Here is a 23,494-nt window from a genome sequence, read left to right on the forward strand (position 1 = left end):
TTAAAATTCCCTGGGCCAAACATTGTTGGAGCCATTAACATCGGGAAGTATTTTGTCGGGGTCTACTTCCACCTTTTTCACTTCCTTATCGGTTTCCAGCAAGTGGTTCCACTGCTCTCCCCGTTGCCATACTTCCACAGGAAGGGTTTTTCGTTCCCTGGAACCATCGGCATAGGTCACTTCATAAAGTACAGGCATAGGCATACTTCCCCTGTTACTGAAGCCGATCACGTAACTGCCTTCCAACGACTGTACGGCATCTACAGACAGATCTATGTTCTCATTGCCGTAGAACCAGCTTTTCCAGAACCAGTTGAGGTTTTCTCCAGCCACATTTTCCACAACATTGAAGAAATCTGCCGGTTGCGGGTGCTTGTAGGCCCAGGCTTTGATGTATGCCTTGAACGCATTGTCAAAACGCTCGTGCCCAAGGATGTATTCCCGGAGCATCAGCAGTCCCAATGCAGGCTTGTAATAGGCTACCATACCCAGGTTATGGCTTTGCACGATATCCGGATAGGTGGATATGCTTTCGCGGCCCTTATCGGTCAGCCATCCTACCTGTCCCCTGGACTGGTTTAATCTGGACGGGTATTCCCCGTTGTTAAAGTCCAGCGTGCTGTAATGATTGATAAAGGTATTGAAGCCTTCATCCATCCAGGCATATCGTCTTTCGTTAGATCCAACGATCATCGGGAACCAGATGTGCCCGAACTCGTGATCGGTTACACCCCATAATCCTCTGCCCTTGGCCTTATAACCACAAAAAACGATCCCGGGATATTCCATACCTCCTACGTTAGAAGCAACGTTAACCGCTGCCGGGTAAGGATATTCATGCCACTTTTCGGAATAGTATTCAATAGAAGCCTTGGTATATTCCGTAGAACGGCTCCAGGCCTGTTCTCCATCGCTTTCATCCGTATAGACCGACTGGGCCATTGCTTTCTTTCCGCTAGGCAGGTTTATACGTGCCGCATCCCAGATAAATGCCTTGGAAGAAGCAAAAGCGACATCCCTGGAGTTTTTGATCCTGAAGTGCCATGTGATCTTCCCATCCTGCTTTGGCCTTGTTTCGGAAGTATTCCCCACTTCCTCCGGAGTAATGATATACACGGTCTCGTCACTTCCGGATGCTTTAGCCATCCGGTTTTGTTGTTCTTTGGTCAACACCTGTTTTGCATTAACCAGCTCTCCGGAACCTACTACAATATGGTCGTAGGGTACGGTAATTTTATAGTCGAAATCGCCGTATTCCAGGTAGAACTCTCCTGCTCCCAGGTAAGGCTCTACGTTCCAGCCCTCAACATCGTCAAAAACGGCTACCCTGGGATACCATTGTGCCATGGAATACACCACTCCTTTTTTCATGTTCAGGCGGCCCATCCTGTCCATTCCTTTTTCGGGTATCTTATACTCGAAATTCATAGAAACAGTGGCTTCTCCTCCCTTTGCAGCGATCGGCTGGTTAAAGAATACCTGCATACGGGTATCGTTAATAATGTGTTTGGAAGATGCCTTGCCCCTTCTCCCGGTTTTGGCAGCTACGTTCGATATTTTATATCCGCCGTCCACATCTCCGGAATACCTGTTTCCTTCAATCGGAGTGGTCAGCGTTCCCCGCGAATCTTCGGTAAAACGGTTCTGGTCCAGCTGAAGCCAGATAAAATCCAGGGGCTCCGGGCTGTTGTTATGGTAGGTGATCGTGATCTTTCCCTTGAGTTGGTTGGTTTCATCGTCCAGTTCCGCTTCGATATTGTAGTCTGCTCCGTTCTGCCAGTATTCCGGACCGGGAACGCCGGAAGCCGAACGGTAGGTGTTGCCTCGGTTGTACATAAATTCGCCGAACAGATCCTGGTTGTTGTCTTCTGGCTGTTGTGCATGGGCACTTACCATAAACAAAGCAGCAACGACCAGCATCTTTTCCATTAGATGTCTCATCATTTCTTTTGTGGTTTAAGTGATTATTTAAGTTAGTGAACTCATTTAAAGCCAATCAGGGAGAGTTTAAATGAGTTCAGTCAGAATTAGATGTGCTAAAATACACAAACATTTGGAGTGCCCATAGAAGATTTAACAAAGGGTTAACTTTGTGTGTTCGTTTTAACTGCCATTCCCTGAAGTTAAGCCCTATTTTTCATTTTTTGTTTGTTCAGGGTTTTATGCCATTTTGAATGGAAAAATTTAATGTATTTTTGAACCTATGATAAGAGCCGCACTAGTAACCGTCATATCCCTGTTGTTCCTCTCGGCGTGTAAAAGAGAGAAAACGCAAAATCCTGCCGGGGAAAGGACGGAAATAGCAGTAAAATATGCCAAAGGGTTCCGGATCACCCGTTTCGATTCCTATACGAAAATCGAAGTATCCGCTCCCTGGCCGGACGCCAAGGAGCATTTCACCTATATCCTGACGAGTAAAGGTGAAACCATTCCCGACGGGGTTACTTATGACACATGGGTCAATGTCCCGGTAGAAAACGTAGTTGTTACTTCCACCACCCATATCCCGGCCCTGGAAGCTCTTGGAGTGGAAGACCGGCTTACGGGATTTCCGGACACCCGTTATATCTCTTCCGAAAAAACCCGGAAAAATGTAGATCTCGGCCGGGTAAAAGAACTGGGGAACAATGAAAGTATTAACACTGAAGTCCTTATCGACCTGCAACCTGATGTCGTAGTGGGATTTGCACTTAGCGGAAGTAATAAAACCTATGAAACCGTACAAAGATCGGGGATCCCTGTGGTCTTTAACGGCGACTGGGTAGAGGAATCCCCGCTCGGCAAAGCCGAATGGATCAAGTTCTTTGCCCCTTTCTTTGGCAGGGAAGCAAAGGCCGACAGCATTTTTAACCATATAGAGACCGAATATCTCAATGCCCGGAAACTGACGGAAAACATCACCGAAAAACCTACCGTGCTAAGCGGTGCCATGCACAAGGACGTATGGATACTTCCCGGGGGGAAAAGCTGGGCAGCACAATTCATACGCGATGCGGGTGGCGACTACCTGTGGAAAGACACAGACAATACCGGGAGCCTGTTCTTAAGTTTTGAAAGCGTACTGAACAGGGGCCAGGATTCAGATTTCTGGATATCGCCTACCATGTTCTCCGGTTATGAGGAATTAAAAACAGCAAACCCGCATTATAAAGAGTTTAAGCCGTTCCGGGCACAAAACATATACACGTACAGCAAGACCAAAGGAGCCGGGGGAGGCATGCTCTATTACGAACTGGGGCCCAACCGCCCGGATATTATCCTCAAGGACCTCATTCACATCTTCCACCCGGAAATACTGCCGGAGCACCAACCTTTTTTCTTTAAACCTCTGGATCAATAAACCCCTGAAACGATTTGAGACCGCTAAGATCATACAAACTCCCTTTCCTGTTGTTTACCCTGTTGCTCGTGTTCTGTTTTTTCGTAAACATCAGCCTGGGGTCGGTTTATATTCCGCTGAAACAGATCATATCGGTATTGTTCAACGGGGAAACGGAAAAACAGGCCTGGGATTATATTATTCTCAACTATCGCATACCCAAAGCGGTCACGGCCATACTCACGGGCTCCGGCCTGGCAGTAAGCGGGCTTCTGATGCAGACCCTTTTCCGGAATCCGCTGGCAGGGCCTTTTGTATTGGGAATAAGTTCGGGAGCCAGCCTGGGGGTTGCCCTCCTTATCATGGGAGCCTCCACACTGGGGATCACGGTTTTCCTCAGCAATGTATCCCTGGCCGTTGCAGCTACCGCCGGGAGCTTCCTGGTATTGCTCGCAGTGATCTCGGTCTCCATCAAAGTAAGGGATACCATGGCCATTCTTATCATCGGGCTGATGTTTGGCAGCATTACCTCGGCCGTGGTGAGCGTACTGTCTTATTTCAGCAGTGCCGAAAAATTGCAGCAATACATCTTCTGGTCTTTCGGCAGCCTGGGAAACCTGGGATGGAACGAACTCCTGTTCCTGTTTCTCCTCGTATTGTTCGGTATTGCGATGAGTATATTTTCCCTGAAAAGCCTCAATTCCCTGTTACTGGGTGAAAATTATGCCAGAAGCCTGGGCACCGATATCCGGAAAAGCAGGCTTATTATCATATTCGCTACCAGCATACTGGCCGGGGGCATCACTGCTTTTGCCGGACCGATAGCCTTTGTGGGGCTTGCCGTGCCCCATCTTACCCGGCAGGTTTTCAACACCACCAATCACAAGGTGTTACTTCCGGCCGTGATCCTGTATGGTGCCATTTTAATGCTGATATGTGACACCATTGCGCAATGGCCCGCAAGCGAATTTACCCTGCCCATTAACGCCATCACTTCCATTGTCGGTGCACCTGTGGTGATCTGGTTACTCGTACGTAAACGAAAAATGATATTTTAGGGGACAGGTAACGGGTGAAGGGTAACTAACGGATGGGGATTAATAGGACGGGATAACAACATAACTGATATTATGACAACGGACAAAAAAAATACGGTCCTCAAAGCAGAAAGGCTCGGTATCGGCTATAAAAACGGAAAGCATATTTCCGAAATAGCTTCGGATATTTCCTTTGCCATAAGCCGGGGGGAACTGAATGCCATCGTCGGGGCCAACGGTATCGGAAAGTCTACCTTGCTACGTACGCTTGCGGGAATACAACCATCATTGTCCGGAACAATCATTCTCAACGATAAACCCCTGCCGCGATACACCAACACAGAACTGGCCAGGGAGATCAGCCTGGTACTCACCGATCAGCTTCCTTCCAGGAACCTTACGGTTACAGAGACCATTGCCCTGGGCAGACAGCCTTATACCAACTGGATCGGGACCCTTACCGAGAACGATCTCCACAAAGTAAAGGAAGCCATAAACCTGTTGAATCTCGGGGAAATACAGCACAAAAAATGCTACACCCTAAGCGACGGACAATTACAAAAAGTAATGATCGCCCGGGCCATTGCCCAGGACACATCGATCGTAATCCTCGACGAGCCCACTACCCATCTCGACGTATATCACAAGACCTACATCCTTAAACTCCTTAAAGACCTGGCCCGCCAAACGCAAAAGAGTATTCTCTATTCATCTCACGAGATCGAACTTTCCATACAACTGTGCCACAAGATCCTGGTGATGAGCAGCAAGGGAACGTATTTCGGCTCGCCCTGCCAACTTATCGAAGAAGGAAGTTTTAACCACCTCTTCCCCGGAGACCTCATCACATTCGACCGGAATACGGGGACCTTCAAGGTGAAGTAAGCTACGTTTTTTGATTTGCGATCGACGAATTACGATTTAATACTGTGGTTCTTAAGAAGCGCCCGAAAAAGTTACCCGGGTAAAACCAAAAGACCGGTTCCTGAGTCCGTCGATTTCACTCAGGATAAACTGAAGCCGAAGGAAAAATTTCTATCTTTGACAAATTAAGTACCCTTTAAAAAACACCCTTATAAATGACCGAAAGTCTCCTTATCTTTATCGTAGCTGCCGTATCTGTTATTGCGGGTGTCTTTGCCGGGATCTATATCCAGGGATTGAAGTCCAAAAACCAGCAAAGCACCTGGACAGAGAGGGAAAACCAGTTGCAATCTACAGCGAACGGTTTGCGCGAAGACATCGAAAAACTGCATTCGGAAAAGGGAGACCTCCGGCGTGAAAAGGAGAACATAGGCCTTCAGCTCGCCCGGAAGGAAACAGAACTGGACAACCTCAGGGAGAAAAACCGGGAACAAAAAGAGGAGGTAGAAAAACTCCAGGAAAAATTTACCCGTGAATTTGAAAACCTGGCCAATAAGATCCTCGACGAAAAGAGCAACAAGTTTACCCAGCAAAACCGGGAAAACATCAAGAATATCCTCACTCCCCTGCAGGAAAAGATACAGTTGTTCGAAAAAAAGGTCGAAGAGAGCCAGAAGGAAAATATCAGCATTCACTCTGCCCTGAAAGAGCAATTGCTCAATCTGCAAAACCAGAACCTGAAGATCACCCGGGAAGCCGAAAACCTTACCCGTGCCCTGAAAGGAGACAGCAAAATGCAGGGAAACTGGGGCGAACTGGTCCTGGAACGGGTGCTGGAAAAAAGCGGGCTCGAAAAGGGCCGCGAATACGACATACAACAAAGTTTCACCCTGGAAGACGGCTCGCGCGTACTGCCGGACGTTATTATCCACCTGCCCGATGGTAAAAAAATGGTTATCGACTCCAAGGTATCCCTTACAGCCTATGAGCGCTATGTCAATGCAGAAGAAGATCAGAAAGAACTGTTTCTCAAGGAACATGTCAATTCCATAAAACGTCATATCGAACAGCTTTCCGGCAAAAAGTACGAGGACCTCTACGAGATGGAAAGTCCGGATTTCGTATTGATGTTCATTCCTATCGAGCCTGCATTTGCCATTGCAGTACACGAAGACAATTCTCTGTATAACAAGGCTTTTGACAAGAACATCGTTATTGTCACCCCTTCTACCCTGCTGGCCACATTAAGAACTATCGATACCATGTGGAACAACGAAAAGCAACAGCGAAATGCCATAGAAATAGCCAGGCAGGCCGGGGCCCTCTACGACAAATTCGAAGGATTGGTTACCGACCTGACTAAAGTGGGCAAAAAAATGGACGAGGCCAAAACCGAGTACAAAGGAGCTATGAACAAACTCTTCGAGGGCCGGGGAAATATTATCATCAGCATCGAAAAGCTGAAAAAAATGGGCGCTAAAGCCAAAAAATCACTTCCCGAAGCCATCGTAAAACGTGCCGGAGAGACCGAAGAAGAGTAGAGGGCGCAATGCATTGCGCCCTCTACTGTGCCTCACTTGTGCCACAACTGAATAAAAAAAGTCATTCTAACTTAAATTTATATACCAGTGAAAAAAGCCGCCATTATTATCCTGTTATCTGCCATAGCCATTTTCCTCATTTACTATGCTTTTATCTATTATGTACCGTATAGTGAAGGGGTACGATCGGGAGAACTCATCAAAGTTAGCCACAGGGGGGCCATGGTAAAAACCTGGGAAGGAGAGATCAGCCAGGGGATCTCAGGGGCACAGATCTTCCATTTTTCGGTCCTGCCCAAAGATAAACAGGTGATTGAGGACCTTAAAAAATTCCAGGGAAAATATGTTAAAGTGGACTATGTGGAGCGCTTTACCACTTTTTTCTGGCTGGGAGAAACCAAATATTTCGTAACGAATGTCGTGAAAGAACAGTCTCCTCATAAAATAAATTAGACATGGCCGTAAAATTCAAGACCATTTCTGCATCGCAAGTAACTATTTCGGAGCTGATGCTGCCGTCGCATACCAATTTCAGTGGCAAAATACACGGGGGGTATATCCTTTCCCTGCTCGACCAGATCGCTTTTGCCTGTGCCTCCAAACACTCCGGAGCCTATTGCGTAACGGCTTCGGTAGACACGGTAGATTTCCTGAAACCCATTGAGGTCGGGGAACTCGTTACCATGAAGGCTTCGATCAACTTCACAGGAAATTCTTCCATGATCGTCGGTATACGGGTGGATGCCGAAAATATTCAGACAGGGGCCATAAAACACTGTAATTCGTCTTATTTTACCATGGTAGCCAAGGACGACCACGGGAACAACGTGGATGTCCCCGGCATCATTATCCGTAGTGAAAAGGAATTACAGCGTTTTTACAAAAGCGTAAAACGGATAGAACTGAAAAAGGAAAGGAAGGCACACGCTTCTATGATCCACCTGAATACGGATACGGCAGACATTCCGGATAAATACAAGGTCCAAATAGATATTCCCTAAGCTATTGATGATTAGTTTCCATCCTAATATATCGTTTAAATAGACGATATTATGTATTATCGTGTTTTTAAACGATAACAAAACAAATCGTGTTTTAAGGCGATATTTGCAAATATCGCTTTTTTAATAGATATTTGTGATATGACCAGTGTTATTACCGGAGACATCATCAATTCCCGCGAAGCGGCTTCGCCCGTGCAATGGCTTTCTACATTAAAGGAAAGCCTGTCTCTCGTATCTGCTGCCCCGAAATATTGGGAAGTCTTCCGGGGCGACAGTTTCCAGGTGGAGGTACAGGACTATTACAATGCTTTCCAGGCTGCCGTATACATCAAGGCCTCTCTTAAAACGATCAAAGACCTCGATGTACGGATGGCCATAGGCATAGGTTCCAAGACACACGAAGCCTCTACCATTTCCGAATCGAACGGCGAGGCTTTTATTTTTTCGGGAGAATTGTTCGAAACACTGAAAAAGGAAAAGAAAAACCTGGCTATCAAGACCGGGGTTCACCGGATAGACGAAGAACTGAACCTCTATTTTAAACTCGGGCTCATAGCCATGGACAACTGGACGCCCAACTCTGCGGAGATCGTAAAACTGACCATCGAAAACCCAAAACTTTCTCAACAGGAAGTGGGCAAACTCATAAACATTAAGCAGAATACCGTAAGCGAACGCCAGAAAAGAGCCTACCTCGACGAGGTCATGGCTCTGGATCGTATGTACAGGCACAAAATAGACCATATAGAGCACGCCCCGGCAAGATAGTGCTTCGCCCCGGATTGTCAATATCAAAAAAATATCTGCCCTATGGTAATATTGCTAAAACTTTTACTCGCACACCTCATCGGCGACTTTATCCTGCAAACGGACCGCGGGGTTAAGGAAAAGGAAGAAAAAAAACTGGCGTCCGGAAAATTATACCTGCATATACTGATCCATATCCTCCTTGTTTTCCTCTTTCTCTGGGACTCCAGGCTATGGTATGCAGCTCTTATCATCGGGGGTACCCACTTTATTATAGATGCCGCCAAACTACTGCTGCAAACCCCGAAGACCAAAAGACTGTTCTTTTACATCGACCAGTTGTTGCATCTGCTGGTCATTGTTGCAGTATGGTGCCTTATACAAGGATATATCCCGGCATTTTCCCTGTCCGAAAAACAGTTGCTTCTTCTTACGGGAGGACTGTTCCTTACCTTTCCTACATCCATTATCATCAAAACCACCATCTCTGTTTACACCCCAAAAACGGATCTGGAAAAGGATGATTCCCTGGAAAATGCGGGAAGGTATATAGGCATTCTTGAGCGATTACTGGTCTTTATCTTTATCGCAACCGGCCATTGGGAAGGTGTTGGCTTTCTGATCGCTGCAAAATCCATTTTCCGTTTTAGCGACCTTACCCAGGCCAAAGACCGGAAACTTACCGAATACATTCTCATAGGCACCCTGCTGAGCTTCGGCACCGCCATTGTAGTAGCGATCGTATGTACTTCTTTCCTGCTCTGACAACGATTCAATGATGTTGCAGTTTTTTGTTATTTGCCGGGATTTATTGAGATTTGTTGAGGCAGGACTCCTGCCCCTGGAGATTAAAATATCCTGGTAAGGTTAAAACCGAAATAGATATCCCCGTCTCCCCAGTCACCGGCGGCCTGCCCGAGGAAACCGTTCTCAAACATCGGCTGGGCATTGGTAAAATGCATCTGAAAAATATGTCCGCCTGTTTCCAGGTCTATTCCAATAGACAAAGGGTTCTTAAAAGGCGAAGACCCGGCGCGGTTAAGATGCCAGCCATAATCTGCATTTATGCTCCATCTCGGGCTTAACTTGTATCTCCCCCCTACCCCCAATGCAAACTGTGAGTTGTCCTGTTCGTTGACCACCACGTAGTTTTCGTGCAGAAATGTAGGCATCAGTTCCAGGGACAGCTTATCTGTAAATTTTCTGGAGATCAGAAGTTGTGTTGTATAGGATAGCCTGTGCTTAAACTCCATTTCGGGCAGGTTGTCCTTACTCATCTCTGTATTCACGGCTACAAGATGATATCCTACCACTGTAAACGGAAAACCGTTTTCCTTCTGGCGTAAAAGCCTGTATTTTATCGTAGCTCCATAGTTTTTCTGGTAAGAGCTCCTGGAAATCCCTACCGTTATACCATCGCTAATACCGTACATGAACTGGAGCCGGGTAACAGCCTGGTCCAATCCGAAAAAATCGTCCAAGCCGTATTTTATACTCCCGAAGCGGTGAGACACAACAAAATAAAAATCATTTTTATAGAGCAGTTTCGTAGATTCAAAATTGACGATTTTGATTCCTTTAAAAGCTGCCTTTACATAGCCGTTTTCTTCTACTTCGGCATCCAGTTCGTCCAGTAGGTCGTCCTGGCTAAAGCAGCACAGGGGCAATACGAATAATAATAGGGTAAGAAGTTTCATATGATTAATGATTTAAGATATAGCACTCATCAAACCGGATCTCCTCCAGCAGTTCGTCATATCCCAGGAATCTGCCTTTAAAGGAAATGCGTTCTCCTGTCTTTATTCCCGGGGGTTCACCAAACTGGGCTATTATATAATTGTCCACTGCCACGTATTCTTTCTCCAGGCTTGTTACCTCACCATCAATGCGGATCACCTTGTTCACATACTTTTCTGCTGACGCCACGGCATCTTCCCGGAATTCACGGATAAATTCTTCTGAAGAAAAAGTATACGCGGCTTCTTCGTTCTTAATATCCCTGTGAGGCTGGTAGACATATCTGTATACCATAAAACCCACAACGAGAATCCCTATTACAACCCAAAGCCATTTTCTGCTCATGAAGAAAATAATTTGTACAATTAACACAAAATCATAATAAATTTACGTAAAATAATATTTTTAAGAAAAAATCATCAAACAAATAAAATAAAGATCATTTTTACGGAAGTATTTAGACAGTTTCTTATAGTATGCCCTGTTTTTGTATTTTTATATCTTGATCCGTAAACATTCTGAAGCATGGAGAAAGAAAAATACCGGGCCGCATTCAGGTCAGCATTCGAAAGTTATGTTCCTATAACGGATGAATCCTGGTCGTCCATAAATTCCATCACCCATTTTCAGACGCTTCAAAAAGGAGAAGTATTGCTCCGGGAAGGCCAGGTAGCCAGGTCCCTCTACTTTATATGCAAAGGGGCATTGCGAACCTACTTTACCGATGCTGACGGGAATGTGTATAATAAGAACCTTTTTATGGAAGGGAGTTATGCAGCTTCCAAGGTATCTTTATTGCAGGGAGCCCCTTCTTATTTTACCATTGAGGCGCTGGAAGATTCCATACTTATCACTATCAACTACAAGGGCTATCGCGAACTTATCCGGACGAACGAAGACATACGCAACTTCTATATCGCCTATATCGAAAAGAACTGGATCATTGAAAAAGAACAAAGGGAAATTTCCCTCGTTATGGAAAATGCCACCGACCGATACCTCAAACTCCTGGAAAAGCATCCGGATATCGACAGGCGAATTCCCAAACTCCACATTGCCTCCCACCTGGGTATTACTCCTACCCAACTAAGCCGGATACGAAAGAATTTAAAAATAAAAAACGAAAACAAACCTGCATAAAAGGAGCCATCCGGCAGGGCAAACGCATCTTGTACAGAAAAGATCGTGTTTCGACTGCACGGTTCTAAAGGTTAAGGAGGTGATCGGTAATCGGTATTTGGTTACTCTAAAAAACAATGATTACTGAATACCGATTTTACAGCTTCTCAACATATGTAAATGTTTTGCTGTTCCGGGTGAAATAACTTTGTCCTGAATATTTTAAACGAAAGTACGATGAGAAAACCGGTCATTCTTATGGCAGTTTTTTCATTTAAATCAATTTTTCAGGCAAGATGAACAATTTAAAAGGAGTATTGTTAGTTGCCTTTGGAGCTGCCAGTTATGGCATCCTGGCAACGATCGTCAAGCTGGCCAACAACGATGGCTTTGGCACGGCAGGGCTTACATTTTCTCAATATCTGTTTGGTGCGGTTATCCTGAGTATTGGTGCTGTGTTGGTTAAGCGTAGTGGTAAAACACATCAATCCGGCAGCCCTGTTTCAATTTACCCCAGGCTAAGGCTATTCCTGTTTGGCACTTCTCTTGGGTTGACGAGTAGTTTTTATTACCTGTCCATCCAGTATGTACCTGTATCTGTCGGTATCATCCTTTTGATGCAGACCATTTGGATGGGAGTCATATTAGAATTTTTTACCGCCAGGGAATTAGTGCGTAAAAGAAAAATTGCAGGAGCATTGGTTGCCATTCTGGGTACGCTCATGGCTGCAAGGGTCTTTGAAACCGATATCAATTTCAGTTTTAAAGGGATCCTATATGGCCTTTTAGCTGCCGTAAGCTATACAGTGGCTATTTATGCCGCAAACAGAGTATCTCTCCATTTACCCAATATGATAAGAAGCAAATACCTTGTATACGGAGGTTTTCTGGCCATTCTCATATTCTGGAATATCCGGATCATTGAGGAATTCAGTTGGGAGGCCCTTTTAAAATGGGGCATTGTTCTGGGCCTGTTCGGCACCATACTACCGCCTGTTTTGTTCAACAAAGGTATTCCGGAGATCGGTACCGGGCTGGCAAGCATTATTGCAGCCCTGGAAATCCCCGTGTCGGTCTTTAGCGCTTACCTGTTGCTTTCGGAGCACATAGGCATCTTACAGATTACAGGTATTGTGACCATTCTTATCGCTATGATATTGATCAACTATCGCAGGAGAAAGAAAGCGGATATTCCAATTCATTAAAACATTACAAACACAATAGCAACAAGTTATGAAAATAACTCTTTTATCATTAACGACCATCCTGCTTTTACTTATGGGATGTATTGATACGAACAAAGAGGACAACCATTTAAAACTGAAAAATATGAGTGCTATCGTACATAAAAACCCGGGGACTCTATTTGATCCTACGCCATATGGCTTTAGCCATTCCACCGGCACTACGGCAAAGGGCAGTTATGTATTTATTTCGGGCCAGAGCGGAGGTGAAGATCTGGAACACAGGCTTTCGGATGATTTCAGAACTCAGGTCCGTTACGCCCTGCTCAACTTAAAAAGTGTTTTAGCGGAATATGACCTGAATCCCGAAAATGTACTTAAAATTACGATATTGATTGTAGACCACGATCAGGACAAATTACAGGTCTGGACCGAAGAGATGCAGAACGTATGGAAAGACGGAAAATTCCCTGCGAGCACCTTAATTCCCGTACCCCGATTAGCTCTGGGCGGCATGCTTATCGAGGTTGACGCTTTAGCTTTTATGCCGGAATAATAATTTTTACTGAAGGTCATCCAGCCGGAACCTTCCGTTATAACCTGCTATCGTACTGATCGTAGCCATCTAAACTATTCAAAGAATTTCAATTGATAAACAATGAACCAGTTAACACTATCTGCATTAGCTTTTCTGGGCGGGATCTTCCTCGCGGCCCAGGGAAGTTATAATGCCCATCTGGGAGTTTTGCTGAAAAACCCCTTCCTGGCATCGGTCACAGCATTCTTTTTCAGTACGATCTTTGCCCTGATCGTCGCCGCTATCAGCCTTAAACAATTGCCGGACAGGGAAACGATACAGCATATCCCTTTTTACCTGTGGTTTATCGGGGGGCTTTTCTGCGTACTGGGCATCAGCCTGTATTATTATACCATTCCCAGGCTTGGAATTTCTACCATGATATCCCTGGGATTGTGCGGTCAGCTTATCTTTGCAGTGATAGCCGGTCATTTCGGATGGCTGAACCTGCCCACCGAGCCCATAACCCTGAAAAAAACCATAGGGGTCATCTCCATGATCGCCGGAATTTTACTCATTAACCTGAAATAAAAAAAAGTCAGAAGTAGGAGGTCAGAAGTCAGAAATAGCATTAATCCACATACAGAACCTCAAACTCCGGATTTTCAACCTAAAAATCAATCAATGAAAACACAAGAAAACATCAATATCACCAAAGCCAATATAGAAAACCTGACCTCGCTTTGGGCCACTGTGAGTTCTCCGTTTAAATCCTATCACACAAACGGGTTTTTCGATTATGCTACGGTACCGGACTCTGACTGGCCCAATCGTTTATGGTTTAACCGGGATATTACGGAACACACCGTAAAAGACATCTTAAACATCCTGAAATCGAGCCAGGTAAAACTGACGGTGCCTTACTGGGATATTTACGATAGCAGATCGTATGAATTACTGGAATCCGAAGGGTTTACCCAAATTTTTGAACAGGTAGGCATGTCCTTACCCCTTACCACTCATTTCCCGCAGGCGGACCGGTTGGACATACGGCCTGTTTCCAATCGTGATGAGGCCAGTGCATGGGCAACCCTGTATCCGAAGGCTTTCGGATACCGTATAGGCGAGAACATACTGCTGCACACCGGGAAAGAGGTTTCGTATTTCCTGGTCTGTTTTCAGGACCAGCCCATAGGAACTGCCATTATACACTATACAGGCAGGGTAGCCGGGATACACGGCGTAGGTGTTATTCCCGAAATGCGAAGAAAAGGATTTGCCGAAGAGATCATGCGATTTACACTGAACAAGGCAATAGACGCCGGAGCCCAATACGCCACTTTGCAAGCCTCCGCCATGGGGAAAGGCCTTTATGACAAGCTGGGATTTACCGAACAGTTTGTGATGAAAAACTATACGCTGGTTTAGAGCATGCCAGGCAAATACACGGTGCTGCCATAAAGGGCCACCGTGTATTTGTCTTTTTTCTGATCACTTTAGATTTTGGAAACAGGAAACTAATCCATATTTTCGAAGTAGCATTTCCCTAACCTAACATCCGGAAAAATGAAATCCATCCCCCTGCTCCTCGTTTCCCTGTTATTTATTGCCTGCACTCCCGAACATTCCAAAACCGAATTTATAGATGTTTCCGAAAGGGGCTATTCGAATAGTGCAGAGATAGACCTGGGCGGTTCTAAAATGGTTATTCTGTCCGGCCAGATCGCCGTCAATACAAAGGGTGAAATTGTAGGTATAAACGATTTTGAAAAACAGGCAGACCAGGTTTTCCGGAATATTAGCTCTCTCGTGGAAAAATCGGGAGGAAGCATGGACGACCTGGTAAAAATAGACTGCTATTTTACAGATATTTCCAAACTGGGAACATTCAGAAAAGTCCGGGACCGTTATATTAACCCGGAGGCACCACCTACCAGTACCGCAATGCAGATCGACCAACTGGTCCACAAAGACCTGATGATCGAAATTGCGGCGACGGCTGTGATCAAAAAATAATATTCCCTTTCATTTCAATCTGTTTCTGAAGTTCCGGGGCCGGCTCTCCCCTTTTCTCCTTAAACCTGAAACTTCTTATTGATCCAATGATATTTTTACAGCCCTTTGGCTTCGCCCAACCATGCGGAAGCGCATAAAAAAATACGCCTATATTTGCAGTATCATTAAAATTTCACTTTCCATATCAAAAACGGTGCTGCCATCATCGGGTCGGAAATTGGGGAAATATGGCATTTTTCAATCCATTTTTTTCCAACCGGGACTACCTTTGCCCATCTTATAACGTAATCAAATGTCAAAAAACAAGTTTTACACCTTAATTCCCCTTTTTGTTTTTATTGCGATTTTTCTCGGTACGGGAATTTATCTGGGAGATTTTTATCAGCTTCCCTCTCCCGTGGCGATTGCTTTGGGCATTATGGTTGCTTTTCTGATCTACCGGGCACCGGTTCCGAAAAAAGTGGATCATTTTATAGCGGGCTGCGGTGATCCGAAGATCATCACCATGTGTATTATTTATCTCCTGGCAGGGGCTTTTGCTACGGTGACCAAGGCCATTGGCGGGGTAGATATGATGGTTAATATCGGGCTTACTTATATTCCTGTACGCTATCTGGCAGCAGGTATTTTTATGATCTCATGTTTTTTATCGGTTTCCATCGGTACCTCCGTAGGCAGTATTGTGGCCCTAGGCCCCATCGTTGTGGGATTGGCAGAACAAAGCGGTATTTCTATGGCTTTGCTTTGCGGGGCACTTTTGGGTGGTTCTATGTTTGGAGATAACCTGTCGTTCATTTCAGATACGACCATTGCAGCCACACAAACACTGGGCTGTGAGATGAAAGATAAATTCAAGGCGAATTTCAAGCTGGTATTTCCGGCAGCTCTCATCACCCTGCTGATCCTTTTCTGGAGTGGCCGGAACGAAGTTTTACCGGAAGGACTGTCTATGGCTACGGTCCCTAACAATTATTGGCTAATGGTCCCTTATCTTTTGATCATTGTTCTGGCCATACTGGGCGTCCAGGTTTTTATAGCCTTACTGCTCGGGATCCTGGTGGCAGGTGCAATCGGGTTCGTTCAGGGGGATTTTACTGTGATCTCCTATACAAAAGAGATATACAGCGGTTTTACTTCCATGACCGAGATCTTCTTGCTTTCTATGCTCACCGGAGGATTGGCTTATATGGTAGAAAAACAAGGGGGGATCGATTGGATATTATCGCAAATGAAAAAGCGGATCCGCTCGGCTAAAAGTGCGCAATGGGGCATTGGGCTCCTTGTCGGTGCTGTCAATTTTGCCGTAGCCAACAACACGGTTTCCATCCTGGTCTCAGGCTCCCTGGCCAAGGATATTGCCACGGAATATCACCTCCCGAGGCCCCGGGTCGCTTCGATCCTGGACCTGTTTGCCTGTATTGTACAAGGTATATTGCCCTACGGGGCCCAGGTACTTATTCTATTGAGCTTTACCAATACCCAGCTGGGCTATATGGCATTATTCCAAAACTCTTATTACATATTTGCCGTACTGGCAGTGACCGTTCTGTATTTTCTCCTGCCGCAAAAAAACTATGGCCGGGATACAGGATATTGAATATAAAATAAGGGGGAAGTTTAAAACTCCCCCCTTAGCATTTGATTTGATCACTTACGATATTAAATCAAAAGGAATAATTACACCCATTCGTTCATGTGCTCCCCGCCACCGCTGGAAATCACACGACATGAAATGGTAAAGGTCTCCGTCAAGGGATTCCTTCCTGCAGCTTCGAAATTCTCCCTGTATTTTACAAGGTAACCTTCCGTAAAATGCACTTCCCTGAGTTTAGCGTCAGTATCGCGCTTAATATAAGTGATGGTTCCGTTCTTACGTTCAAAATTATTGGTCATCCACTCAAAAAAGAAAGAGTCCCCGGTAGATTCTACCGTCAGATAAATTCTTCCTCCACGGGTTACAGAAGAAGGACGCCCTGTGGCATCAACTTCCTGTGCCAGATCGTAATTGGCATTCAGAATATTTACTTTCTTCCCGCCTACATTTAACGTTGCTTTAAAAGCCATACTACTAAGTTTTTAAAAATTAAGGTTTACAAAAAAATATACCAAATCAAATATCGAATTACTAATACCCGCAATATATTAAAGATAAAACCGTCCCCCAAGACAAATACGGGTTATTTTCTACTTTTATATAAGAATTAACTTTTAGAAGCTGTTTTAAACAGGCCGGACCCGGTTCAAATGACAAAAACCTTTTTTTGCCTGTTCAAAATGTACAATCGGAAAAATCCTTATTTTTGGAAAGAAAGGGACACAATCCAAAAGCCCCGTCATTCTTTTTAAAAATACATTTCAATGCTAAAAAAAACGTTTTTACTCCTCGCCTGCACCGCGACCCTTCTGGCCTGCAAAGAAAAAAAGAACCGGACCACCCTGCCCGGGGAAAACAAGGCCCCAAAAAATACAGCAGCCCCTAAAGATGCTTCTTTTGCCTTTATCGGTACTTATACCAGGAAAGAAGGACATGTGGACGGCAAGGCAGAAGGCGTATACCTGTTGCAAAGGGAAGGAAACGATGGCCAACTCAAAATTGTAACCACAGCAGCAAAAATGACAAATCCATCTTTTCTGGCCATTTCTCCCGACAGACAAAACCTCTATGCAGTGAGTGAGGTTGCCAGAGAGAACGAAACAGGGGCCCTGCATGTATTTGCCCTGGACGATTTTAAAAAGCCGGTCTTTCTCCAGGAATTACCCACCGATGCCAAGGCCCCCTGCCACGTGAACCTGGACCACAAGGGAAAATATGTATTTGTGGCCAATTATGTAGGTGGCGTAGTAAAAATGTACAAAAGGGACAAAAAAGGTTTGTTGTCTCCGGCAGATACTGTACAATTAAACGGATCAGGCCCTGACACAGCGCGGCAGGGAGAATCGCACCCCCATTCGGTAGCCGTTTCACCCGATGACCGTTTTATATTTATTCCCGACCTCGGTAGTGACAAAATATGGATTTTCGGTATCGACGGGGAAAAAGACCGCCTGGTCCCCGCGCCAGGGGAATTTGCTGCCACATCGCCCGGGGCGGGCCCGAGGCATTTTATATTTCATCCGGAAGGGCATTATGCCTACGTGATCAATGAACTCAACAATACCATCCACGCCTATGCATACGATGCCGAAGAAGGAAAACTGACCGAGATACAAACCATCAACACGCTTCCCGAAGGGTTTGAAGGACAAAGCAATACAGCCGATATACACATACACCCCAACGGAAAATTCCTCTACGGTTCCAACCGTGGGCACAACAGCATCGCAGTATACGCCATAGACCCGGATAGCGGTAAATTATCGCTTGTGCAACACGAATCTACCCGGGGAGATTTTCCGAGGAACTTTGCCATCCACCCTTCCGGAAAGCAGTTGTATGCAGCCAATCAGAATTCGGGAAATATTGTACAGTTCGACATTGATCCCGAAACAGGAAGATTGTCTTACGAGGGGCAATTAGACGTAAAATCCCCGGTTTGTATCACATTCTATCCCTGAGTTCACCAATGATAAACTTACCCCGGATAATGTTATCTGAATTGTAAAAGATTGATACGAGATTGGTCCGGCTAAGCCGGAAGATTGAAAGAGATTGAAACTTTTTTTATCAATCTTCCAACAGCCATCAGGATTCAATCTTCCATCAATCTTTTACCTGAAAAACGAGTTTTGTCTCCGATTTCAGGAAATTTAACTATTTTTGCAGCTTTAATCTTATCAGTGGCAATGGTGTCTGCCGGAAACCGCCCTTTAACGAGGGATGATGGCGCCTGTTTGATCCGGGTAATTGTTTCAGATAACCTTTATCGGGCATTATATTAATGTATAACAGGCATCATTATGACAAAACAAGAGGTTTCCAGAAAACTGCGTTCCATAGAACAATTTCCCTCCCTTTTTTTCCTGGGCAAATGGATCTTGCTATCTGCACTGGTAGGTATCCTGGCCGGATCGGCCTCAGCCTTTTTTCTTATTGCACTCGATTGGGCCACGAATTACAGGGAAGCACATCAGTGGATCATCTGGCTGCTTCCTTTCGGCGGACTTATCATAGGGTTGAGCTATCACTATTGGGGCCAGGATGTGGTGAAAGGGAACAATCAGCTTCTCGAAGAATTTTACAGCCCCAGGCAGATCATTCCGCTGAAAATGGCGCCCCTGGTACTATTCGGCACCGTAGCCACCCACTTTTTCGGGGGATCGGCCGGCCGTGAAGGTACTGCGGTACAGATGGGCGGGGCTATTGCCGACCAGTTTACCAGGATATTCCGCCTGCGCCCGAGAGACCGGAAAATACTGCTTATCATCGGTATCAGTGCCGGATTTGCCTCGGTCTTCGGCACGCCTCTTGCCGGGGCGGTCTTTGCCCTGGAAGTGCTGGTTATAGGCCGAATGCGTTACGAAGCCCTCCTGCCCAGTGTCCTTACCGCGGTCATTGCCGATTATGCCTGCCGCTGGTGGCAGGTAGGCCATACCCACTATCATATTGCCACAGTACCCGACATGCAGTTACCGTTCCTGCTATGGGCTGTACTGGCCGGAATTTTATTCGGCCTGGCCGCCCTGGCCTTTTCGCGGTCGACACATTTTTTCGGCAAGCTGTTCGGCAGTAAAATAAAATACCCGCCGCTACGCCCGGTTCTGGGAGGAGCGGTTATTGCCGTAGTCGTATATCTTATGGGGACTACCAAATACATAGGCCTGGGGATCCCCACTATTGTAGATGCTTTTGAAACAGAACTCCCGCCTTATGACTTTGTCCTGAAGATCGTCTTTACCGCCTTTACCCTCGGTGCCGGCTTTAAGGGTGGCGAGGTGACCCCTTTGTTCTTTATCGGTGCCACCTTGGGCAATGCCCTGGCCCTTTTTATTCCCCTGCCTGTGGCATTACTCGCAGGAATGGGCTTTGTAGCCGTCTTTTCCGGGGCGACGAACACCCCCATTGCCTGTACCATTATGGGCATAGAGCTCTTCGGTATTCAAAGCGGTATGTTCATCGCCATTGCCTGTGTCACCGCCTACCTGTTCTCCGGGCATTCCGGGATTTATTCCGCCCAGGTCATCGGAAGCCCCAAACACCTGTTTTACGGCAGGGACCGCGGAAAGACCCTTACGGAAGTGGATAAAAGGCGTAAGGAAACATCTTAGTAAGCGATAAGAAGGCTATAAGGCGAACTATTAAGCTAAAAGATGAAACTCTAAGTGTGGACACAGGGGGTGTAACCCACAACACGAAACCAACAATCAGAAAGTTAAACCTGCCGCCTCTCCTTTGCCCCGTGCAAACAATACACTAACTTGCATCCTGCAAACCCTGCCTATGGAAAAAAAAGGAAACAACAACGGTTATCGTCAGACCATCGAAATACCCAAAAGCATACGATATACGGGAAAGTTCCTCCAATCGCTGTCCCCCGGCCTCGCTACAAAGTTTGCAGCGAAGCTGTTCACCTCCCCTTTTAAATATAAAATACCGAAACGGGAACAGCATATGGACGGGGAAAGCAGGCAAACCCGAAAGAATATCCCTTCCATTGATAAGGAGATCGTGGTATATGAATACGGGGACAGTCCTGAAAAAATACTGTTGGTACACGGATGGAGCGGCCGGGGCACCCAGTTGGTTAAGATTGCCGACGCCCTGTGCAAAGCAGGATATTCTACCGTGAGCTTCGATGCCCCGGCCCATGGCAGGGCAGACGGAAAGACCTCCAATATGGCAGAATTTATCGAAGCGGTAATGCTGCTCGAAAAGGAATACGGCCCGTTCAAAGCTGCCATCGGCCATTCCCTCGGAGGGATGACGCTGCTCAACGCTGTGAAAAAAGGGCTGGACATACAAAAACTGGTCACCATAGGTTCCGGCGACATGGTCTCGGATATTGCCCTGGACTTCGTGAGGACACTGGGATTAAAGGATGAAATAAGCCACCGCTTAAAAAAGTCCTTTGACCAGCAGATGGGCTTTGACATTAACACCCTCTCTGCCAGTACAGCCGCCCGGGACGTATACATCCCGGTGCTGATCATCCACGATACGGACGACCTGGATGTCCCGGAAAGCGCAGCCCGGAATATCCTTAAAAACCTAAGCCAGGGAGAACTGATGATCACCTCCGGGCTGGGACACAGAAAAATTCTCGGGGATGGACGGGTCATTCAGAAAATTATTACCTTTATCAAAAATTAAAACGAAAACGATGAAAAGAATTCTTGCATTATTAGTAGTGACCAGCCTGGCTTTTGTTTCTTGTGAAGGTGATCAGGGACCTCCCGGGGAAGACGGGTTAGATGGAGCAATTGGTACGACTTATGATTTTTTTGTAGACTTTAACGAAAGTAACGGCTATAGTCATACACTCCTTTTTGCCGATAAAGGTATAGAAGTCTTTGAATCCGATGGTGTTTTAGTTTACAGATCGAGCGAATATTATGAAGATCCGGAAGGAGAAATTGATATTTGGAAACCTCTCTCTCAAAGAGTTTATTTTACTAATGGAGATATTCTGGAATATGATTTCGAGCATACTTTTGGAGAAGTCAATATTTTCTTGGGTGGAAATATCGAAGACTTCGGAACCCTTAGTGACGAATATACTCAAAACCAATTATTCAGAATTATTGTTGCACCGTCTGATTTTATAAATAACGCAAATGTAAATTTAAATGATTATAATTCTGTAGTTAAAGAACTACAATCCTATAAATTGAATCGTCAATAGCCCCCTATTTAATCCAAACAAACTAAACCTACTTCTGCTATGAAACAAAATTACTTTTTGTTAGCTACGCTATTGCTAACAATTTCATTAGCCCATTCCCAATCCATTAAAATTAAGAATGTTAAATATTCCGGAGGTTCTTCTATAAGCAACGGAACCATAGAAATACCGGATGGAGGAAGTGTTAAAATTGATTTTACCGTGGAATATAATACTGGTGGAATTGATTATGGAGGGTCGGCTAATATTGGAATTATGTTCCCCAACTCCTCCATGATAACTTCTATTTTAGGCACCATGACCATTTCACCGAGATACTGGGATAGTCGAACTTTTTCTAATAAAACTTTGTCATCCTCAAATTATCCCGATGGTTCAACTCTTATTGCCGAAATGAATATTCCTAGTTATGGAATCACGAAAAGCAATAAAATTCCAATAAAAATAAAACCTAAACCGATAAAACCTATAGATCATAACGATATAAGAGATAATCAATCCGTTGGACAAGGCGTTACTCCTAAAAAATTGTTAGGCAGCACCCCGACGGGAGGAAATGGACAATATGAATATCAATGGCAACATTTCAACAGTGGCCGTTGGCAAAATATAACTATAAATTCAAAGGGGAAAGATTATCGACCTCCTGTTCTAACCAAAACTACAAAATACAGGAGAATTGTAAACTCAGGCGATGCTAAAAAAAGTATTAGTAATGAAGTTACCATCCGGTTTATCTCAATTAACAATACAATTTACGGAGATAAAACTGTATTTTATAGAGAACATTTTGAAATAACAGGAAATAATGCCTCTGGAGGAGATGGAGACCCAACTTATAAATGGCAAAGAAAAGAAGAGTCTCAATGGATTGATATATTTAATCGCGGTTCTTCCAATCCAATAAATCTTCACTTATACCCCAGAGCGACATATAAATATAGGCGTTTAGCAATTTTTGAAAATGTAACAGGCGCAAGTAATACGGTAACTATTACCGTTAAGCCTAAATATGTTATTGAAAACAATTATATATCAGGAGATCAAACCATAAATATCAATGAAAGACCAAGTGTAATAACCGGAAGTACTCCTCAAGGAGGTAGTGGTACCTATTCTTATCAGTGGAGAGAATTAAAAGGTAGAGGAGCCCGAGATATTGAAGGTGCAACATCTAAAAACTACCAGCCTCCGAGTTATTCTGAAGCCCAAACGATACAATACAAAAGATTTGTGTATTCTAAAAATTCGGATAGAAGTCAGAGCAATATCATTACAATAACAGTAGTTCCTAATTCTCAAAAGACAAATGTTGATCTTATTTCAAAACCCATTGCAGAAACAACAGACATAAACACTTCTTTCCAAGTTTACCCCAACCCATCCAACAACGGAAGAATTCAACTTCAATACACCGCAAATGATAATATAGTCTCAGATAATGCCAAAGTTATTATATACTCCGGGACTTCCGGAAAAAAGATGTTTGATAAAGATGTCAAAATAGTGAACTCTGAAGTACAAACAGAGATCAACATCCCTCAATATCGAAGTAATGATATTTATGTTATAAAACTTTTGGTTGATGATAAAACCCTGACCAAAAGAGTACTCGTTAAATAGAGTTATA

General features: G+C 44.8%; 24 protein-coding genes and 1 riboswitch. Of the genes, 20 read left to right on the forward strand and 4 right to left on the reverse strand.

Annotated features, from left to right (window positions below; genetic code table 11):
- The gene (locus KN811_RS06370) at positions 1–1,941 is read right to left on the reverse strand and encodes a M1 family metallopeptidase (RefSeq protein ID WP_187965869.1); all 1,941 of its coding nucleotides are present in this window, start codon (positions 1,939–1,941) and stop codon (positions 1–3) included.
- Between the two features lie 262 nt (positions 1,942–2,203).
- Here KN811_RS06370 and KN811_RS06375 point away from each other — a divergent pair, with 262 nt between their 5' ends.
- The 8 genes from KN811_RS06375 to KN811_RS06410 all read left to right on the forward strand — a co-directional run bounded on the left by KN811_RS06375 (position 2,204) and on the right by KN811_RS06410 (position 9,277).
- Positions 2,204–3,340: an ABC transporter substrate-binding protein gene (locus KN811_RS06375; RefSeq protein ID WP_187965848.1), complete on the forward strand. Its 1,137-nt coding sequence runs from the start codon at positions 2,204–2,206 to the stop codon at positions 3,338–3,340.
- A 14-nt stretch (positions 3,341–3,354) separates the two neighbouring features.
- On the forward strand, positions 3,355–4,377 hold the full coding sequence (locus tag KN811_RS06380) for a FecCD family ABC transporter permease (protein ID WP_187965847.1): 1,023 nt from the start codon (positions 3,355–3,357) through the stop codon (positions 4,375–4,377).
- A 72-nt stretch (positions 4,378–4,449) separates the two neighbouring features.
- Entirely contained in the window at positions 4,450–5,241 is a 792-nt protein-coding gene (locus KN811_RS06385; protein WP_187965846.1) for an ABC transporter ATP-binding protein, read from the forward strand.
- Positions 5,242–5,435: 194 nt separating this feature from the next.
- A complete protein-coding gene (locus KN811_RS06390) occupies positions 5,436–6,761 on the forward strand; it encodes a DNA recombination protein RmuC (protein WP_187965845.1) in 1,326 nt (441 codons plus the stop codon).
- Positions 6,762–6,848: 87 nt separating this feature from the next.
- Positions 6,849–7,214 (forward strand): 6-phosphogluconate dehydrogenase, encoded by a 366-nt coding sequence (locus KN811_RS06395; protein ID WP_187965844.1) that lies wholly within the window; start codon positions 6,849–6,851, stop codon positions 7,212–7,214.
- A gap of 2 nt (positions 7,215–7,216) precedes the next feature.
- On the forward strand, positions 7,217–7,762 hold the full coding sequence (locus KN811_RS06400; protein WP_187965843.1) for an acyl-CoA thioesterase: 546 nt from the start codon (positions 7,217–7,219) through the stop codon (positions 7,760–7,762).
- 141 nt (positions 7,763–7,903) lie between these two features.
- Positions 7,904–8,533 carry a transcriptional regulator gene (locus KN811_RS06405; protein ID WP_187965842.1) on the forward strand — a complete coding sequence of 210 codons (630 nt, stop codon included), beginning with the start codon at positions 7,904–7,906 and terminating at the stop codon, positions 8,531–8,533.
- Positions 8,534–8,575: 42 nt separating this feature from the next.
- Positions 8,576–9,277: a DUF3307 domain-containing protein gene (locus tag KN811_RS06410; RefSeq protein ID WP_187965841.1), complete on the forward strand. Its 702-nt coding sequence runs from the start codon at positions 8,576–8,578 to the stop codon at positions 9,275–9,277.
- Positions 9,278–9,360: 83 nt separating this feature from the next.
- Here the strand turns inward: KN811_RS06410 and KN811_RS06415 are convergent, their stop codons facing one another.
- Positions 9,361–10,209, reverse strand: a complete 849-nt coding sequence (locus KN811_RS06415) for a DUF5777 family beta-barrel protein (RefSeq protein ID WP_187965840.1) — start codon at positions 10,207–10,209, stop codon at positions 9,361–9,363.
- Between the two features lie 4 nt (positions 10,210–10,213).
- Entirely contained in the window at positions 10,214–10,594 is a 381-nt protein-coding gene (locus KN811_RS06420) for an OB-fold protein (protein WP_187965839.1), read from the reverse strand.
- Positions 10,595–10,774: 180 nt separating this feature from the next.
- Here KN811_RS06420 and KN811_RS06425 point away from each other — a divergent pair, with 180 nt between their 5' ends.
- From KN811_RS06425 to KN811_RS06455, 7 genes are all read left to right on the forward strand, one after another.
- Positions 10,775–11,389 (forward strand): Crp/Fnr family transcriptional regulator, encoded by a 615-nt coding sequence (locus KN811_RS06425; RefSeq protein WP_187965838.1) that lies wholly within the window; start codon positions 10,775–10,777, stop codon positions 11,387–11,389.
- 275 nt (positions 11,390–11,664) lie between these two features.
- Positions 11,665–12,573: an EamA family transporter gene (locus KN811_RS06430; protein WP_187965837.1), complete on the forward strand. Its 909-nt coding sequence runs from the start codon at positions 11,665–11,667 to the stop codon at positions 12,571–12,573.
- 28 nt (positions 12,574–12,601) lie between these two features.
- Positions 12,602–13,108, forward strand: coding sequence for a RidA family protein (locus KN811_RS06435; protein ID WP_247716420.1), 507 nt, complete (start codon positions 12,602–12,604; stop codon positions 13,106–13,108).
- Between the two features lie 102 nt (positions 13,109–13,210).
- Entirely contained in the window at positions 13,211–13,660 is a 450-nt protein-coding gene (locus KN811_RS06440) for a DMT family transporter (RefSeq protein WP_187965836.1), read from the forward strand.
- Positions 13,661–13,753: 93 nt separating this feature from the next.
- Complete coding sequence (locus KN811_RS06445; RefSeq protein ID WP_187965835.1) at positions 13,754–14,497, forward strand: GNAT family N-acetyltransferase; 744 nt, start codon at positions 13,754–13,756, stop codon at positions 14,495–14,497.
- A gap of 138 nt (positions 14,498–14,635) precedes the next feature.
- Positions 14,636–15,085, forward strand: coding sequence for a RidA family protein (locus KN811_RS06450; protein ID WP_187965834.1), 450 nt, complete (start codon positions 14,636–14,638; stop codon positions 15,083–15,085).
- Between the two features lie 292 nt (positions 15,086–15,377).
- Entirely contained in the window at positions 15,378–16,682 is a 1,305-nt protein-coding gene (locus KN811_RS06455; RefSeq protein WP_187965833.1) for a Na+/H+ antiporter NhaC family protein, read from the forward strand.
- Positions 16,683–16,762: 80 nt separating this feature from the next.
- Here KN811_RS06455 and tssD read toward each other — a convergent pair whose 3' ends face one another.
- Positions 16,763–17,149 carry a type VI secretion system tube protein TssD gene (tssD, locus tag KN811_RS06460; protein WP_187965832.1) on the reverse strand — a complete coding sequence of 129 codons (387 nt, stop codon included), beginning with the start codon at positions 17,147–17,149 and terminating at the stop codon, positions 16,763–16,765.
- 294 nt (positions 17,150–17,443) lie between these two features.
- Between tssD and KN811_RS06465 the strand changes: the two genes are divergently transcribed.
- From KN811_RS06465 to KN811_RS06490, 5 genes are all read left to right on the forward strand, one after another.
- Complete coding sequence (locus tag KN811_RS06465; protein WP_187965831.1) at positions 17,444–18,640, forward strand: lactonase family protein; 1,197 nt, start codon at positions 17,444–17,446, stop codon at positions 18,638–18,640.
- A 215-nt stretch (positions 18,641–18,855) separates the two neighbouring features.
- A riboswitch (Fluoride riboswitch) is annotated at positions 18,856–18,922 on the forward strand.
- Positions 18,923–18,982: 60 nt separating this feature from the next.
- Positions 18,983–20,290: a voltage-gated chloride channel family protein gene (locus KN811_RS06475; protein ID WP_187965829.1), complete on the forward strand. Its 1,308-nt coding sequence runs from the start codon at positions 18,983–18,985 to the stop codon at positions 20,288–20,290.
- A 172-nt stretch (positions 20,291–20,462) separates the two neighbouring features.
- A complete protein-coding gene (locus KN811_RS06480) occupies positions 20,463–21,332 on the forward strand; it encodes an alpha/beta hydrolase (RefSeq protein WP_216334729.1) in 870 nt (289 codons plus the stop codon).
- A gap of 10 nt (positions 21,333–21,342) precedes the next feature.
- A complete protein-coding gene (locus tag KN811_RS06485) occupies positions 21,343–21,864 on the forward strand; it encodes a hypothetical protein (RefSeq protein ID WP_187965711.1) in 522 nt (173 codons plus the stop codon).
- Positions 21,865–21,903: 39 nt separating this feature from the next.
- Complete coding sequence (locus tag KN811_RS06490; protein ID WP_187965710.1) at positions 21,904–23,487, forward strand: T9SS type A sorting domain-containing protein; 1,584 nt, start codon at positions 21,904–21,906, stop codon at positions 23,485–23,487.
- Positions 23,488–23,494: the final 7 nt, after the last annotated feature.

It is taken from the genome of Sinomicrobium weinanense, from assembly GCF_018863395.1.
GTDB lineage: Bacteria > Bacteroidota > Bacteroidia > Flavobacteriales > Flavobacteriaceae > Sinomicrobium > Sinomicrobium weinanense.

Coding starts and splice junctions, on each gene's coding strand:
- KN811_RS06475 (WP_187965829.1), top strand. CDS start 18,983: ATGACAAAACAAGAGGTTTCCAGAAAACTGCGTTCCATAGAACAATTT.
- KN811_RS06405 (WP_187965842.1), top strand. CDS start 7,904: ATGACCAGTGTTATTACCGGAGACATCATCAATTCCCGCGAAGCGGCT.
- KN811_RS06370 (WP_187965869.1), bottom strand. CDS start 1,941: ATGAGACATCTAATGGAAAAGATGCTGGTCGTTGCTGCTTTGTTTATG.
- KN811_RS06450 (WP_187965834.1), top strand. CDS start 14,636: ATGAAATCCATCCCCCTGCTCCTCGTTTCCCTGTTATTTATTGCCTGC.
- KN811_RS06480 (WP_216334729.1), top strand. CDS start 20,463: ATGGAAAAAAAAGGAAACAACAACGGTTATCGTCAGACCATCGAAATA.
- KN811_RS06420 (WP_187965839.1), bottom strand. CDS start 10,594: ATGAGCAGAAAATGGCTTTGGGTTGTAATAGGGATTCTCGTTGTGGGT.
- KN811_RS06385 (WP_187965846.1), top strand. CDS start 4,450: ATGACAACGGACAAAAAAAATACGGTCCTCAAAGCAGAAAGGCTCGGT.
- KN811_RS06435 (WP_247716420.1), top strand. CDS start 12,602: ATGAAAATAACTCTTTTATCATTAACGACCATCCTGCTTTTACTTATG.
- KN811_RS06390 (WP_187965845.1), top strand. CDS start 5,436: ATGACCGAAAGTCTCCTTATCTTTATCGTAGCTGCCGTATCTGTTATT.
- KN811_RS06445 (WP_187965835.1), top strand. CDS start 13,754: ATGAAAACACAAGAAAACATCAATATCACCAAAGCCAATATAGAAAAC.
- KN811_RS06430 (WP_187965837.1), top strand. CDS start 11,665: ATGAACAATTTAAAAGGAGTATTGTTAGTTGCCTTTGGAGCTGCCAGT.
- KN811_RS06415 (WP_187965840.1), bottom strand. CDS start 10,209: ATGAAACTTCTTACCCTATTATTATTCGTATTGCCCCTGTGCTGCTTT.
- KN811_RS06490 (WP_187965710.1), top strand. CDS start 21,904: ATGAAACAAAATTACTTTTTGTTAGCTACGCTATTGCTAACAATTTCA.
- KN811_RS06440 (WP_187965836.1), top strand. CDS start 13,211: ATGAACCAGTTAACACTATCTGCATTAGCTTTTCTGGGCGGGATCTTC.
- tssD (WP_187965832.1), bottom strand. CDS start 17,149: ATGGCTTTTAAAGCAACGTTAAATGTAGGCGGGAAGAAAGTAAATATT.
- KN811_RS06455 (WP_187965833.1), top strand. CDS start 15,378: ATGTCAAAAAACAAGTTTTACACCTTAATTCCCCTTTTTGTTTTTATT.
- KN811_RS06400 (WP_187965843.1), top strand. CDS start 7,217: ATGGCCGTAAAATTCAAGACCATTTCTGCATCGCAAGTAACTATTTCG.
- KN811_RS06410 (WP_187965841.1), top strand. CDS start 8,576: ATGGTAATATTGCTAAAACTTTTACTCGCACACCTCATCGGCGACTTT.
- KN811_RS06375 (WP_187965848.1), top strand. CDS start 2,204: ATGATAAGAGCCGCACTAGTAACCGTCATATCCCTGTTGTTCCTCTCG.
- KN811_RS06425 (WP_187965838.1), top strand. CDS start 10,775: ATGGAGAAAGAAAAATACCGGGCCGCATTCAGGTCAGCATTCGAAAGT.
- KN811_RS06465 (WP_187965831.1), top strand. CDS start 17,444: ATGCTAAAAAAAACGTTTTTACTCCTCGCCTGCACCGCGACCCTTCTG.
- KN811_RS06485 (WP_187965711.1), top strand. CDS start 21,343: ATGAAAAGAATTCTTGCATTATTAGTAGTGACCAGCCTGGCTTTTGTT.